Raw genomic sequence first — 14427 nt, 5'->3', positions numbered from 1 at the left:
GCTGCCGGGATCGTTCCGCTCAGTTTACTCGGAGATCATGCCGGCGCCGGCTTCGCCCCCGGGCAGGGGCGCCGGCTCGGATTGCGCCTCGACCACGGCCGCGGCGGTGACGTTGACGATGCCGCGGGCCGTAACCGACGGCGTCAGGATGTGGGCGGGCTTGGCCGGGCCGATCAGCAGCGGCCCGACCGGCAGCGCGTCCGCCAAAACCTTGGCGAACTGGAACGCGATGTTGGCCGCATCCAGGTTCGGGAAGATCAAGACGTTGGCCGCGCCCTTGAGGCGCGAGCCCGGCAGCACCCGGTCGCGCACCAGCTCGGAGAGCGCCGAATCCGCCTGCATCTCGCCGTCGACCATCAGGTTCGGGTCGCGCGACTGCAGAAGCGCCAGCGCCTCCCGCATCTTCATGGCCGAGGGGGAATCCGACTGCCCGAAATCCGAGTGGCTCAGCAGGGCGATCTTGGGCGTCAGGCCGAAGCGGCTGACATGGCCGGCGCAGGCCTGGGCGACCTCGGCGATCTCCTCGGCGGTGGGATTCTGGCGGACATGGGTGTCGGCCAGGAAGTACGCACCTTCGCTGGTCACGATCAGGCTCATGGCGGCGCATTGGGCGATGCCGGGTGCCAGGCCGATCACGTCGCGGATGATCCTGAGCCGGGTCTCGAACCGGCCCTCCAGGCCGCAGATCAGGGCGTCGGCCTCGCCGCGCCGGACCGCGATGGCGCCGATCACGGTGTTGTTGGTGCGCACGAGCGTGCGGGCTGCATCCGGGGTGATGCCGCGCCGGCCGGCGACGTCCAGATAGGTCTGGACGTAGGCGCGGTAGCGGGGATCGTCCTCGGGATCGATCAGCTCGAAGTCGCGACCCTCCTGAATGGAGAGGCCGAAGCGCTTCAGGCGCGATTCGACCACGCGCGGGCGCCCGACCAGGATCGGGAACGCGACCTTGTCCTCCACGATCGCCTGGACGGCGCGCAGGACCCGCTCGTCCTCACCCTCGGCGTAGATCACCCGCTTGGGGTCGGCCTTCGCCTTCGAGAACAGCGGCTTCATGATGAGGCCGGACCGGTGGACGAACCGGTCGAGGCTGTCGACGTAGGCGTTGAAATCCGTGAGCGGCCGGCCGGCGACGCCGGAATCCATCGCGGCCTTGGCCACCGCCGGGGCGATGCGCACGATCAGGCGCGGGTCGAACGGGCTGGGGATCAGCGATTCCGGGCCGAACGGCCGTGCCTCGCCGCCATAGGCCCGCGCGACCACGTCGGAGGGAGTCTCGCGGGCGAGCGCCGCGATCGCCTTCACGGCCGCCTGCTTCATCTCCTCGTTGATGCTGGTGGCGCCGACATCGAGCGCCCCACGGAAGATGTAGGGGAAGCACAGGACGTTGTTGACCTGGTTCGGGAAGTCCGAGCGGCCGGTGCAGATCATCGCGTCGGGGCGCTTGGCCTGCGCGAGGTCCGGCATGATCTCCGGATAGGGGTTGGCGAGCGCCATGATCAGCGGCTTGTCCGCCATCTTCTCCAGCAGCTCGGGCTTCAGGACGCCGCCGGCCGAGAGGCCGATGAACACGTCCGCCCCCGGGATCACCTCGGCCAGCGTGCGCGCCTCGGTCTCCTGGGCGTAGACGTCTTTCCACCGGTCCATCAGCTCCGGGCGGCCCTTGTAGACCACGCCCTTGATGTCGGTGACCGTGATGTTCTCCCGGGTCGCGCCGAGCGAGACGAGCAGGTTCAGGCAGGCCAGCGCCGCCGCGCCGGCGCCGGAGGTGACGATGCGGACATCCGAAAGCGCCTTGCCGGCGAGTTCGAGCCCGTTGAGGACCGCCGCCGCCACGATGATCGCGGTGCCATGCTGGTCGTCGTGGAAGACCGGGATGTTCATCCGGGCCCGGCACTGCTCCTCGACCTCGAAGCACTCCGGCGCCTTGATGTCCTCCAGGTTGATGCCGCCGAAGGTCGGCCCGAGCGCGCAGACGACGTCGACGAGCTTGTTGACGTCCTTCTGGTCGACCTCGATGTCGAACACGTCGATGCCGGCGAACTTCTTGAACAGGACCGCCTTGCCCTCCATCACCGGCTTGGAGGCGAGCGGGCCGATATCGCCGAGGCCGAGGACGGCGGTACCGTTGGTGAGCACCGCCACGAGGTTCTGGCGGATCGTCAGTTCGGCAGCCTGTTGCGGGTCGTCGTAGATCGCCATGCAGGCGGCTGCGACGCCGGGCGAGTAGGCGAGGGCGAGGTCGCGCTGGTTGCCGAGCGGCTTGGTCGCCTGGATCTCCAGCTTCCCGGGCTGCGGCAGGCGGTGGTAGACGAGCGCCCCGGCCTTGAGGTCCTCGGACATGTTATCGGCCATCGCTCACCTTCCAGCTCGCCTGCTTTCCCGGAGACGACGCGGTCGCGCACCGCGCCGGATCCCATCGTGACCGGTCTGTTGCACCGGCTGCGTAGGGGGCGCAACCCGCATAACGAGACGCGGATCCACCTCGCCGCGCTGGCGCGCGCGCACGGCTTCTCCATAGGCGCTTACTCGTACGGGCGTCCCAAAGTGCGCTTCCCGGAGAGCGGCCGTCGCCTGACGATCGGCCGCTATTGTTCCATCGCCGACAAGGTCGAGATCCTGCTCGGCGGCGACCACCGGCTCGACTGGGCCTCCACCTACCCGTTCGCGGCGCTGCGCGGCCTGTTCCCGGATGCGCGTGCACCGGCGGATTACCACGCCTCGCGCGGCGACGTGGTGATCGGGCACGATGTCTGGCTCGGGTCCGGCTGCATGATCCTGTCTGGCGTCACGATCGGGCACGGCGCCGTGGTCGCGGCCCGGGCGGTGGTGACCCGGGACGTCCCGGCCTACGCTGTGGTCGCCGGCAATCCGGCCCGGGTGGTGCGCCACCGCTTCGACGAGGCCACCGTGGCGGCGCTGGTGGAGACCGCCTGGTGGGACCGGCCGCACGCGACGGTGACGCGGCTGGTGCCGCTGCTGCAGAGCGGGCGGATCGCCGACCTGCTCGCGGCGTTGCGCGCCGAGCCGGATTCCCGTACCGGCGAGCCCTTCGCCCTGCCGGACCCGCGCGGGGCCGCACACGAAACCGACCCGAGATCCGGATGATGACCGACACGCCTCCCGACCGCCTGGCCGCGAACCCGAACAGTCCGTTCTACGACGAGGCCATGCTGGAGCGCGGCGTCGGCGTGCGATTCAAGGGCGTCGATAAGACCAACGTCGAGGAATACTGTGTCAGCGAGGGCTGGGTCCGCCTCTCGGCCGGCAAGACCCTCGACCGGGCCGGCAACCCGATGACCGTGAAGCTGAAGGGCACCGTCGAACCCTACTTTCGCGAGCCCGAGGCCGAGGCCGAGGCTTGAGCCTCTCGTAGAGTCAGTGCCGCGCTGAAGTTCTTCAATGCCCCCAGGACCAGCGTATGAACCTGATCCGGGGAGCGGGGCGCATCGATGATCAGGCTCGTCAGGATGTCATTGCGCCGGGCGCGCTGCTTGGCGGTTCGTGCATGGTTCGACAGACGCAGGTGCCAGGGGCTCTTAGATAGCGCGAGATAGAGGCTGTCACCGCGCTCGTTCCGGGCGACGATGGCGAAGCCCTCGGCCTCCAGAAGCCGTGCTGCAAGGGCCAGCGCGGCCGATGGGGGGAGGGTGCTCACGGCCCGGCCGGCTCGATCGTGCCGAGGCTGCGTCGGCCGAGCGCCCGCGCCTTGAGCGCCAGTGCCGGCCGTTCGACGCCGTACCAGGACAGCGCCGCCACCGGCAGCGTCACCGCGAGCGCGGGGGCGAGCAGGGCGAGGCCGGAGGGCTCGGGCCAGAGGGCATGCAGGCTCTGCTGCACCGGCCAGCCGTAGAGATAGATCCCGTAGGACAGGTCGGCCCTCGGATCGAACAGGCCGCGCGCCATTGGCCCGAGGGCGAGCCACACGGCGCCGTAGGCTTCCGCCAGGAACAGCAGGGGCGGGTAGGCCGGCGTTCGAGCGAGGAGCGTGGCCGCGACAGCCAGGCCGGCAAGGACGACACCCGAGACGCGCAGGCTGTCGCGCCACAGATACAGTCCGGCGCCGGCTGAAAAGATGAGCGGCAGCCGCAGGACCGTCTCCAGACCCTTCGGCAACTCGGGGCCACGCCAAGCTATGGCGGCCGTCAAGGCGACAGCGAGCCCCGCAACGATCAAGAGCGCCGGGATCCGCCGGCGGAGGAGGCCGCATAGGGCGGCGAGCAGCACGCCCAGGTAGCAAAGAGACTCGTATTTTAAGGTCCAGATCGTGCCGAGCGGCGCCCGGTACGGGTTGGCCTCGAAGACGCCGGGCAGCGCGGCGTTGCTCTTGAAGGCGGTCAGCGTCCCGCGCACGAACGACCAGAGGGCTGGATCGCGCAGGTACTCGCTCAGCGGCAGGCGCGTCATCGCGGCGCCGAGGAGCAAAGAAACGAGCACGGTGGCGGCGACGAAGCCCGGGAGGATCCGCAGGGCGCGGGCCAGCGCGTAGTCTCTGAGGCCGCGCCGGTCGCAGCTCATGGTGACGAGAAACCCCGAGACCGCGAAGAAGCCGTTCACCGCGTGCTCGCCCAGAGTGTAGCCGGTGAGCCGCGCCAGCGGCTCGTCGCCCGCGGCCCCGGTAGCGACGCTGAAAGCGTGCGAAACGACCACCGCCAGCGCCAGCGCCAGGCGCAAGCCGGTGAAGCCGTTGCGGCCGCGTGCCAGGGCGGTGGCGATCGTGGGGCCGGCCATCAGCGCAGCCCCTCGCGGGCCAGGGCGTCTCGGCCGCGCAGGAAGGCGAGGGCGCCGGATGCGGAGCCACCGTACCGCTCCAGCCCGGACCGGCGCAGGGCGAGTGCCGAGAGCGCGACCTTCGGCAGGTTGGTCATGAGGTGGGACACGCTCGGGTCGGGCAGGCCGTATTTGCGGCTGACATAGGCCCGCGACCACGCCTGATGCCAGCGCGACCGGAAGACCCGGCCAAGCTCCGGTGCGGACGAGCGCCCGCGACCGTGCAGAGCCACGGCGCCGTGGACGTGGACGAGGGCGCGGCCCGCATCGGCTACGCGCCGACAGAGGTCGTCGTCCTCGTAGAACAGGAAGATGTTCGGATCGAAGCCGCCGAGGTCGAGGAACAGGGCCCGCGCGATCATCAGACAGGCCCCGGACAGGAACGGCGCGCAGGCATCGCCCTCGGGCAGCGCCGGGCGTCCCCCCGGGTTGGTGAGATACGGCGCCAGCAGCGAGCGCGCCTGGTAGAAGAACCGCCCGTCCGGCTCGACCAGGCGCGGCGCCAGCAGGCCCACATCCGGCCAAGCGGCGGCCGCCGCCAGCAACGCATCGACGGCCCCCGGCTGCAGGACCACGTCCGGATTGACGATGAGGACCCGCTCCGCCGTCACGGCCGCGGTGACGCCGATATTGTTGGCGCGGCCGTAGCCCTCGTTGCGGGCGTTGCGGATCACCCGCGCGCCGGCGGCCTCCGCCACCGGCACGGAGGCGTCCTGGCTGGCGTTGTCGACCACGATCGCAGGCACGTGCTGCCGCGCCAGTGCCGCCAGACAGGCCGGCAGCACGTCGGCGCTGTCATGGGCGACGACGACCGCGACGAGGCTCGCCACGGCGCGACCGGTCCGCCTGCGCTTACGCCTTCTTCTCGGGCAGGTTCAGGCGGATGTGCAGCTCGCGGAGCTGCTTGGGCGTCGCCTCGGAGGGCGCGCCCATCATCAGGTCCTCGGCGCGCTGGTTCATCGGGAACAGCACGACCTCGCGGATGTTCGGCTCGTTGCACAGGAGCATGACGATGCGGTCCACTCCCGGGGCGATGCCGCCGTGCGGCGGGGCGCCCATGCGCAGGGCGTTGAGCATGCCGCCGAACTTCTGCTCCAGCACATCGTGGCCGTAACCGGCAATCGCGAAGGCCTTCTCCATCACGTCGGGGCGATGGTTGCGGATCGCGCCCGAGGACAGCTCGATGCCGTTGCAGACGATGTCGTACTGGAACGCCTTGATACCCAAGATTCTTTTTGTGACTTCGCCGTCTTGGCCCTCTGTGGCCAGGGTATCGAGGTCGAGGGCCAAAAAGTCCTCGCGGTCGATGTTCGGCATCGAAAAGGGGTTGTGCGAGAAGTCGACGCGCTTCTCCTCCTCGCTCCACTCGTACATCGGGAAGTCCGTGATCCAGCAGAACGCGTACTGATCCTTGTCGCAGAGGCCGAGCTCGTCGCCGACGCGGATGCGGGCCTTGCCGGCGAGCGCGGCCGCCTTGGCCTCGGTCCCGGCGGAGAAGAACACCGCGTCGCCCGCCTTCGCGCCGGTCTTCTGCGCGATCAGGGCCTGGACCTCGGCCGGGATGAACTTGGCGATCGGCCCCTTGCCGGTAAGCTGCCCGCCGTCGTCCTCGAACACGACGTAGCCGAGCCCGGGCGCGCCCTCGGAGCGGGCCCAGTCGTTGAGCTTGTCGAAGAACGAGCGCGGCTGCGACGCGGCTCCGGTCGCCGGGATCGCCCGGACCACGCCGCCGGCACTGATGACGCCCTTGAAGGCCTTGAACGCCACGTCGTCCCGGGCGAACTCATCGGTAACGTCGGCGATGATGAGGGGATTGCGAAGGTCCGGCTTGTCGACGCCGTATTTCAGCATCGAATCCGCGAAGGTGATGCGCGGGAACTCCTTGGTGACGCGCTTGCCCTCGGCGAACTCTTCGAAGACGCCGCGCAGGACCGGCTCCACCGCCTGGAACACGTCTTCCTGGGTAACGAAGCTCATCTCGATATCGAGCTGGTAGAACTCGCCCGGCGAGCGGTCGGCGCGGGCGTCCTCGTCACGGAAGCAGGGCGCGATCTGGAAGTAGCGGTCGAAGCCCGCGATCATCGTCAGCTGCTTGAACTGCTGCGGCGCCTGCGGGAGCGCGTAGAACTTTCCGGGATGGACCCGGGACGGCACGAGGTAGTCGCGCGCGCCCTCGGGCGACGACGCGGTGAGGATCGGCGTCTGGAACTCGAAGAAGCCGCCGTCGCGCATCCGGCGGCGCAGCGCGTCGATGATCGCCCCGCGCTTCATGATGTTGGCGTGGAGCTTGTCCCGGCGCAGGTCGAGGAAGCGGTACCGCAGCCGCGTCTCCTCAGGGTATTCCAGATCGCCGAAGACCGGCAGCGGCAGCTCGCCGGCCGGACCCAGCACCTCCAGATCGTCGATGTAGACCTCGACCGCCCCGGTCGGCAGCTCGGCATTCTCAGTGCCGGCGGGCCGGGTGCGCACGCGCCCGTCGATACGCACCACCCATTCCGAGCGCGCGACCTCGGCGGCCTTAAAGGCGGGCGAGTCGGAATCGACCACGCATTGCGTCAGGCCGTAATGGTCCCGCAGGTCGATGAACAGCACGCCACCATGGTCGCGGATGCGGTGGCACCAGCCGGAGAGCCGGACGGTCTGTCCGACGTCGGACGGGCGGAGCGCCCCGCAGGTGTGGGAACGGTAACGGTGCATGACGGGCTTCTTCTCTGGGAAGGCGGGCACCATTCACGCGAGGCCCCCCAAGTCAAGCACGCGACGCCGGAAACCGGTGCCGAACCGGGCGTCCAGCCTACCGGACGGGGCCCACGATCCCCATATGATGTCCATGAGCCAAAACGCGTTTTCCGTTTCTGTCGGCCGTCCCGACCGGCCCGTCGAAAGCCAGTCCGGCGCCTGGCGCACGCTACCGCTCGAGGGGCATTTCGATCTGGTCTACGAGGACGCGACCGGTGCCTGGAGCAACCGCTCCCTGTCTGCGCGCGAACTGAAGCTCGGACCGGGCCGGACGCTCCTGGGCGGCATCGACGCCCGCCGGGGCGGCTATCGCGGCTTCCGGGTCGACCGGATCCGCCGGCTGACCGACGGCGCGACGGGCGAGCGCATCGAGACCGGCATCCTGGATCGCCTGCTCGGGCGCGCCAAAGCCCAGCGCCGGGCCGACGCAATGCGGATCCGCAGGCAGGCCCAGGCGCGCCGCCGGACGGCCTTGGCGAGCTGACCGGGCGCAAAGAGGACCGTGTGAAACATGGGGACCTTCGCGCAGGCGTCTCCCCATGACGGCGCCGGTTGCGTATAGCCGGATCCATGGACCTGATTACCACCACCGCCGCGCTGCACGACGTCTGCTCGCGTCTCGCCGAGCAACCCTTCGTGACCGTCGACACGGAGTTCATGCGCGAGACGACGTACTACCCGAAACTGTGCCTGATCCAGATCGCGGCACCCGACGGGACCGGCGTATTGGTCGATCCCCTGGCGCCGGGCATCGACCTGCAACCGTTCATTGATCTGATGGCCGACGAGCGGACCGTGAAGGTGTTCCACTCGGCCCGTCAGGATCTCGAGATCATCTGGCTGATGGGCGGGATCCTGCCGCAGCCGTTCTTCGACACGCAGGTTGCCGCCATGGTCTGCGGCTACGGGGATTCCGTGTCGTACGAGCAGCTCGTCAACGACGTGGCGAAGGCCAAGATCGACAAATCGTCACGGTTCACCGACTGGTCGCGGCGGCCGCTCTCGGAAGCCCAGCTCAGCTACGCCCTGTCGGACGTCACCCACCTGGTGAAGGTCTACGAAGTCCTGGTCGCCGAGCTGCTGCGCACCGATCGCGGCGCCTGGCTCGACGAGGAGATGGCGGTCCTGACGTCGCCGGAGACCTACCGGGCCGACCCGGCCCAGGCCTGGCGGCGGCTTTCCGGACGGATGCGCAAGCCCCGTGAGATCGCCGTGCTCATGGAAGTAGCGGCCTGGCGCGAGAGCGAGGCACAGTCCCGGAACGTCCCTCGTGGCCGGGTCCTGAAGGATGAGGCGGTGATCGACGTCGCCTCGGCGGCGCCACGCGGCGCCGAGGCCCTGGGCCGGCTGCGGACGATTCCGGCCGGCTTCGAGCGTTCGCGCACCGGAGCCGACATTTTGGCCGCCGTGGAGCGCGGTCTCACCCGGGACACCGGTGACATCCGCATACCGGAGCGGATGCGCCGGAGCGGCGGCAACGGTGCCATCGTGGAATTGCTGAAGGTGCTGCTCAAGGCAGTGTGCGAGTCCGAGGCCGTCGCGCCGAAGATCATCGCGACGGTGGACGACCTGGAGGCCATCGCGGACGACGACACCGCCGAGGTCGCCGCGCTGCAGGGCTGGCGCCGGACCCTGTTCGGCGACAAGGCCCTCGCCTTGAAGCAGGGTCGTCTGGCGCTTTCGGTCGAGAACGGCCGCATCGTGGTTCGAGAACTGGAGCCGACGAGCGCGGTGGGTCACTCGGGTGTCGATGGCTAGGTCACGGGCGGGCGCCGGGACAGCGTCTGCAGGGGCGGTGGCGGTCGATAGGTGTTTACCGCGCCTCGGCGCGGGATGTGGCCCTGACCGGAGCCACTCTGAGTAAATTTCCGGCATCCTGGGATCGAGGAAGAGAGACATCTCTCAGCGAACCATCTTCGGGGCCCAGGCCGCCTGTTCGAATGTCGCCCCAAAGAAGGAAGGCCGGTCGTCGGACCTGGCTCACATGGCCTTCGCCGTAAGCGTTACCCCGATCGAGGATTAGGTCCGTGTCGACCCCCGGCCCACGGCCAGGCGCAGCCAGTCTGTTTGATTTTTGTGGCGCTGTTATCGAAGCGGGGTTGCACCCCGGCACGGTAGGCGACCGCACCGAAAGACTCGAACGGAGTTGTCTTCAGCGTATCGCGCCCGCCGTGAACGGTATCGGCGGCGACCTGCTCCCCAGATGCTGCGAAGCACAGGGCTGTCGCCGGTTGTCCGTATCAGCGCAGCACCGTGAAGCTTCCGACGCCTGCACGCCGACGACGCTGCCGCTTCACGCAACAATACGGTCACGAGGGCGTGACACGTCGCGGCGGTAGGATTAAGTGGCAATGTTGCTTGCCACTTAATCCTACCGCCGCGTCACGCGTATGTTCGAACCGAACGAGATCCTGACGACGCTGACCGGGCGGGGCCTTGTCACGGCTGAAGGATGCCAAAGCGTTCGTGTCCGCTACCGTGTCGTCGTGGCGCGAAGGCAGGGCGGTGTGTTCGCCCACGGTGACCTCCACGGCAGCCATGCCGGCTTGAGACCGATCTGGCTCGAACCCGATGCCCAGCTCCGTCTCAAGAACGGCCGCCGCGTCGACATCTCCCTGACGGACCTCGTCGGCGACAGTGCCGAATTCGAAAGCGTTGGCGACGTCGGCGCGCTGTGACCGGTAACGACCGACGTTACTGATGGCCGGCAAGGGCTGTCTGCACGCAGTGTTCGTAGCGACGCCCGGCCACCCCGCACCAAGCTGTCCCCGGCCGAGCCTGAACCCGCTGATGCCGGCGCAACACCCGGCCCAACCCGCCGGACCGTTGCTGTCTTGAACGTCACGAATCGAACCGGGACGATTCGGCAATCACAGCCTCGTGAGGAGGACGAGCCACGGGCTCCAAAACGTCGCATCCAACGCGAGCGGCGGGACTACAAGCAGTCTTCAACCCACGAAAACGCCGCCATTTCCCAAGCTCGACCATTTCGCACCGCGATTGACCAAGCTCTCAGCCTGCGCCCTGAATACCGGTTATGGTCACGCTCATCAGGCAGTCGGAGCATAGTGGAACGAGCCGGGCGGCCTGGGCGTGCAAGAACTGCATGGACAGCGCGCTCTGCAGCCTGAGACGGGCCCAAATAGCCGCACCCCAGCTTGTGCAGCGCAGCATTCCACATTGCACAGCAATGACATTCGCGCGTGTTTTGTTACGCAAAAAGAAGCTTTCACCGTATCCCCAAGGCTCAGCAACATCGAGTTGACGGCGCTCAAAAATCTCTTAAGGTCCGGGCAAGCTTCGGTTTCGAGGGAGCCGCCTCAGGGATGGCGGCTCCTGGCGAGGGGATCTTTCGATCTCCTCAAGTCCGCTACGCCCGCTACCGAAGCGTCCATCCCTGTCGCAAACAGTCAGGTCGGGGTCCGAGCGACGCCACTCTCTAAGTGCGTCTGTACGACTCTTAAGACTTGTCGGAGGAACCCATGAGAGCGGTACATCTCCTCGCGCTCGGCGCAGGTGTCGCGGCTATCGCCGCGCCGGCGCTGGCCAACGAAAGCGTCCTGAAGAGCATCGCCAACCCGGCGGAACAAGCGCTTCAGACGGTCGACTACGGCAACACCCGTTATTCGAAGCTCGATCAGATCACCTCGGCGAACGTGAAGAACCTCCAGGTTGCCTGGACCTTCTCGACCGGCGTGCTGCGCGGCCACGAGGGCTCGCCGCTCGTGATCGGCAACATGATGTACGTGCACACGCCGTTCCCGAACATCGTGTACGCCCTGGACCTCGACCACGAGGCCAAGATCGTCTGGAAGTACGAGCCGAAGCAGGATCCGTCCGTGATCCCGGTCATGTGCTGTGACACGGTCAACCGCGGCCTCGCCTATGCCGACGGCACCATCCTGCTGCACCAGGCCGACACCACCCTCGTGTCGCTCGATGCCAAGACCGGCAAGGTGAACTGGTCCGTCGTCAACGGCGACCCGAAGAAGGGCGAGACCAACACCGCCACGGTTCTGCCCGTGAAGGACAAGGTCATCGTCGGCATCTCGGGCGGCGAGTTCGGCGTGCAGTGCCACGTCACCGCCTACGACCTGAAGACCGGCAAGAAGGTGTGGCGCGGCTACTCCATCGGCCCGGACGACCAGATGCTGGTCGACCCGGAGAAGACCACCTCGCTCGGCAAGCCGGTCGGCAAGGATTCTTCGCTGAAGACCTGGGAAGGCGATCAGTGGAAGACCGGCGGCGGCTGCACCTGGGGCTGGTTCTCGTACGACCCCAAGCTCGACCTGATGTACTACGGCTCGGGCAACCCCTCGACCTGGAACCCCAAGCAGCGTCCGGGCGACAACAAGTGGTCGATGACCATCTGGGCGCGTAACCCGGATACCGGCGTCGCCAAGTGGGTCTACCAGATGACCCCGCACGACGAGTGGGACTACGACGGCATCAACGAGATGATCCTCACGGATCAGAAGGTTGACGGCAAGGAGCAGCCGCTCCTGACCCACTTCGACCGTAACGGCTTCGGCTACACGCTGAACCGCGAGACCGGCGCCCTCCTGGTCGCCGAGAAGTTCGATCCGGCCGTCAACTGGGCGACCAAGGTCGACATGGACAAGGGTTCGAAGAACTACGGCCGGCCGCTGGTCGTGTCGAAGTACTCGACCGAGCAGAACGGCGAGGATACCAACTCCAAGGGTATCTGCCCGGCGGCCCTCGGCACCAAGGATCAGCAGCCTGCTGCCTTCTCGCCGAAGACCAACCTGTTCTACGTGCCCACCAACCACGTCTGCATGGACTACGAGCCGTTCCGGGTGACCTACACCCCGGGCCAGCCCTACGTCGGTGCGACCCTGTCGATGTACCCGGCCCCGAACTCGCACGGCGGCATGGGTAACTTCATCGCCTGGGACGGCGTCAACGGTAAGATCAAGTGGTCCAACGCCGAGCAGTTCTCGGTGTGGTCCGGTGCTCTCGCCACCGCCGGTGACGTGGTGTTCTACGGTACCCTCGAAGGTTACCTGAAGGCTGTCGACGACAAGACCGGCAAGGAGCTGTTCAAGTTCAAGACGCCGTCGGGCATCATCGGTAACGTGATGACCTACCAGCTCAAGGGCAAGCAGTACGTGGGCGTCCTGTCGGGCGTCGGCGGCTGGGCCGGCATCGGCCTCGCGGCCGGTCTGACCGACCCGAACGCCGGTCTCGGCGCGGTGGGCGGCTACGCAGCCCTCTCGCAGTACACCAACCTCGGTGGTCAGCTGACCGTCTTCGCTCTGCCGAACTAATCGGCCGCAGGGTTTAGGTGTCGAAATGGTGCCGGCGCGGGTTTCCGCGCCGGCATCCTTGTGATTAGAATTCGTCGTAAGAGGCTACGGCTCCAAGCGAGACGAAGGGCCTCGCTCCAGGGAGACTACGCGTTGCACAACCTCAGCAACATCGTCACGCGGCCGTTTCTCGCCGCCCTCGCCCTAGCGACCGTTTCCGCGGTTGCCGTACATGCTGAGGATGCCAAGCCTGCCGATCCGGCTCTCGCCAATTCGCTGAACGCGAACGACAAGACCGCCGAGCAGGACCCCGCTCTACTTAAGAAGAACGCCGCCGTTAAGGTCGAGGACGGCAAGTACGTCGACGCCGACGGCCATCCGACGTACCACGTTACCAACGATGGCAAGAAGCTCGACTGGTACACCTACTCCGGTTACCGCCGCTATCACGCCGAGTGCCACGTCTGCCACGGCCCTGATGGCATGGGCTCGACCTACGCGCCGGCCCTGAAGGACTCGCTGAAGCACCTCTCGTACGAGGAGTTCATCGGCATCCTGGTGGGCGGCAAGCAGGACATCAGCGCATCCGAGCAGAAGGTCATGCCGGCCTTTGGCGATAACAAGAACGTCATGTGCTACTCGGACGATCTCTACACCTACCTCAAGGCCCGGGCCGATGGCGCGGTTGGCCGCGTTCGTCCCTCCGACCACGAGGACAAGCCTGAGACCGCCCGGAAGGCCGAGAAGGAGTGCATGGGCGGCTGATGTCCTCCCTTGCATCGTCCTTTACCCGGACGCTCGCCCTCTGCGCCCTGTCGATGACGGTGGCGCAGGGGGCTGCAGCGCAGCATCTACCGGACACGGTTACGACCGATGTGCTGCGCGTCTGCGGCGATCCCGGCAACATGCCGTTTTCCGAGCGTAAGGAAGACGGCTTCGAGAACAAGATCGCGGCGATCATCGCCGACGAACTGAAGATCAAGGTCCGCTACTACTGGCTGACCCAGGGTCCCGGCTTCGTGCGCAACACGCTGGGCACCGGCCTGTGCGACCTGATCATGGGCCAGGCCTTCGGCAGCGACCTCGTCCAGACCACCAATCCTTATTATCGCTCGTCCTACGTGCTCGTCACCCGCACGGGAGAACTCGACGGCATCACCGCCCTCGACGATCCGCGGCTGAAGGGCAAGGCGATCGGGGTCATCGCCGGCACACCGCCGGTGAACCGGATGGGTGATCTCGGCCTCGTCTCGACCATGAAGGCCTACGCGCCCTATCAGCTCGATCCGGCCCGCAAGTACCAGACCGTCGGCGCCGAGATCGTCGGGGGGCTGGCTGCCAAGGACATCGATGCAGCGGTGCTCTGGGGACCTGCTGCAGGATGGCTTGCGAAGCAATCCGGAACGCCCATGACGGTGACGCCCCTGCTCAAGGAGCCCTCCCGTCCGCCTATGGCCTACCGGATCGCCATGGGTGTGCGCCTCGGCGAGAACGACTGGAAGCGCTCGCTCAATACGGTCCTGCGCAAGCGCAAGGCAGACATCGATCAGGTACTGCGCGACTACGACGTGCCGCTCCTCGACGACGAGGCCAATGAAATGGCCGAACCCGGCGCGAAGTAGGCCACGCTTCGGGCTTGCGGGCTGACAGCCGC

13 protein-coding genes are annotated in these 14427 nt (G+C 67.4%); 8 read left to right on the top strand and 5 right to left on the bottom strand.

Annotated elements, in window-relative coordinates:
- Positions 1-24: 24 nt before the first annotated feature.
- Positions 25-2352, bottom strand: a complete 2328-nt coding sequence (locus FVA80_RS13165) for an NADP-dependent malic enzyme (protein ID WP_147906589.1) — start codon at positions 2350-2352, stop codon at positions 25-27.
- Positions 2353-2430: 78 nt separating this feature from the next.
- On the opposite strand from FVA80_RS13165, the gene FVA80_RS13160 reads away from it, so the two are divergent.
- Together FVA80_RS13160 and FVA80_RS13155 are read left to right on the top strand one after the other, a co-directional pair.
- The gene (locus tag FVA80_RS13160) at positions 2431-3105 is read left to right on the top strand and encodes a CatB-related O-acetyltransferase (RefSeq protein WP_147906657.1); all 675 of its coding nucleotides are present in this window, start codon (positions 2431-2433) and stop codon (positions 3103-3105) included.
- On the top strand, positions 3105-3362 hold the full coding sequence (locus tag FVA80_RS13155; RefSeq protein ID WP_147906590.1) for a DUF3297 family protein: 258 nt from the start codon (positions 3105-3107) through the stop codon (positions 3360-3362). The genes FVA80_RS13160 and FVA80_RS13155 overlap by 1 nt, the downstream gene beginning before the upstream one ends.
- Here the strand turns inward: FVA80_RS13155 and FVA80_RS13150 are convergent.
- Genes FVA80_RS13150 through aspS form a run of 4 tightly spaced genes read right to left on the bottom strand, consistent with a single transcriptional unit; the run spans position 3326 to position 7464 of the window.
- A complete protein-coding gene (locus FVA80_RS13150) occupies positions 3326-3655 on the bottom strand; it encodes a hypothetical protein (protein ID WP_147906591.1) in 330 nt (109 codons plus the stop codon). The two genes, FVA80_RS13155 and FVA80_RS13150, sit on opposite strands and share 37 nt — an antisense overlap.
- A complete protein-coding gene (locus FVA80_RS13145; RefSeq protein ID WP_147906592.1) occupies positions 3652-4728 on the bottom strand; it encodes an acyltransferase in 1077 nt (358 codons plus the stop codon). Before FVA80_RS13145 ends, FVA80_RS13150 begins: the two co-directional genes overlap by 4 nt.
- Entirely contained in the window at positions 4728-5597 is an 870-nt protein-coding gene (locus FVA80_RS13140) for a glycosyltransferase family 2 protein (RefSeq protein ID WP_147906593.1), read from the bottom strand. Before FVA80_RS13140 ends, FVA80_RS13145 begins: the two co-directional genes overlap by 1 nt.
- Positions 5598-5619: 22 nt before the next feature.
- A complete protein-coding gene (aspS, locus tag FVA80_RS13135) occupies positions 5620-7464 on the bottom strand; it encodes an aspartate--tRNA ligase (protein ID WP_147906594.1) in 1845 nt (614 codons plus the stop codon).
- Positions 7465-7597: 133 nt separating this feature from the next.
- Here aspS and FVA80_RS13130 point away from each other — a divergent pair, with 133 nt between their 5' ends.
- The 6 genes from FVA80_RS13130 to xoxJ all read left to right on the top strand — a co-directional run bounded on the left by FVA80_RS13130 (position 7598) and on the right by xoxJ (position 14395).
- Positions 7598-7990, top strand: coding sequence for a hypothetical protein (locus FVA80_RS13130; RefSeq protein ID WP_187193670.1), 393 nt, complete (start codon positions 7598-7600; stop codon positions 7988-7990).
- An 86-nt stretch (positions 7991-8076) separates the two neighbouring features.
- Positions 8077-9264 carry a ribonuclease D gene (gene rnd, locus FVA80_RS13125; protein WP_147906595.1) on the top strand — a complete coding sequence of 396 codons (1188 nt, stop codon included), beginning with the start codon at positions 8077-8079 and terminating at the stop codon, positions 9262-9264.
- Positions 9265-9896: 632 nt separating this feature from the next.
- Positions 9897-10184, top strand: coding sequence for a hypothetical protein (locus tag FVA80_RS13120; RefSeq protein WP_147906596.1), 288 nt, complete (start codon positions 9897-9899; stop codon positions 10182-10184).
- An 804-nt stretch (positions 10185-10988) separates the two neighbouring features.
- Positions 10989-12794: a lanthanide-dependent methanol dehydrogenase XoxF1 gene (gene xoxF1, locus FVA80_RS13115; protein ID WP_147906597.1), complete on the top strand. Its 1806-nt coding sequence runs from the start codon at positions 10989-10991 to the stop codon at positions 12792-12794.
- A 132-nt stretch (positions 12795-12926) separates the two neighbouring features.
- Positions 12927-13538, top strand: coding sequence for a c-type cytochrome, methanol metabolism-related (locus tag FVA80_RS13110; RefSeq protein ID WP_147906598.1), 612 nt, complete (start codon positions 12927-12929; stop codon positions 13536-13538).
- A complete protein-coding gene (gene xoxJ / locus FVA80_RS13105; protein WP_187193669.1) occupies positions 13538-14395 on the top strand; it encodes a rare earth element methanol dehydrogenase accessory protein XoxJ in 858 nt (285 codons plus the stop codon). Before FVA80_RS13110 ends, xoxJ begins: the two co-directional genes overlap by 1 nt.
- Positions 14396-14427: the final 32 nt, after the last annotated feature.

It is taken from the genome of Methylobacterium sp. WL1 (assembly GCF_008000895.1).
Taxonomy (GTDB): Bacteria; Pseudomonadota; Alphaproteobacteria; order Rhizobiales; family Beijerinckiaceae; genus Methylobacterium.
This window is presented reverse-complemented; position numbering and strand designations above follow the sequence as displayed.

Coding starts and splice junctions, on each gene's coding strand:
- FVA80_RS13155 (WP_147906590.1), top strand. CDS start 3,105: ATGACCGACACGCCTCCCGACCGCCTGGCCGCGAACCCGAACAGTCCG.
- FVA80_RS13130 (WP_187193670.1), top strand. CDS start 7,598: ATGAGCCAAAACGCGTTTTCCGTTTCTGTCGGCCGTCCCGACCGGCCC.
- rnd (WP_147906595.1), top strand. CDS start 8,077: ATGGACCTGATTACCACCACCGCCGCGCTGCACGACGTCTGCTCGCGT.
- xoxF1 (WP_147906597.1), top strand. CDS start 10,989: ATGAGAGCGGTACATCTCCTCGCGCTCGGCGCAGGTGTCGCGGCTATC.
- FVA80_RS13145 (WP_147906592.1), bottom strand. CDS start 4,728: ATGGCCGGCCCCACGATCGCCACCGCCCTGGCACGCGGCCGCAACGGC.
- FVA80_RS13165 (WP_147906589.1), bottom strand. CDS start 2,352: ATGGCCGATAACATGTCCGAGGACCTCAAGGCCGGGGCGCTCGTCTAC.
- xoxJ (WP_187193669.1), top strand. CDS start 13,538: ATGTCCTCCCTTGCATCGTCCTTTACCCGGACGCTCGCCCTCTGCGCC.
- FVA80_RS13120 (WP_147906596.1), top strand. CDS start 9,897: ATGTTCGAACCGAACGAGATCCTGACGACGCTGACCGGGCGGGGCCTT.
- aspS (WP_147906594.1), bottom strand. CDS start 7,464: ATGCACCGTTACCGTTCCCACACCTGCGGGGCGCTCCGCCCGTCCGAC.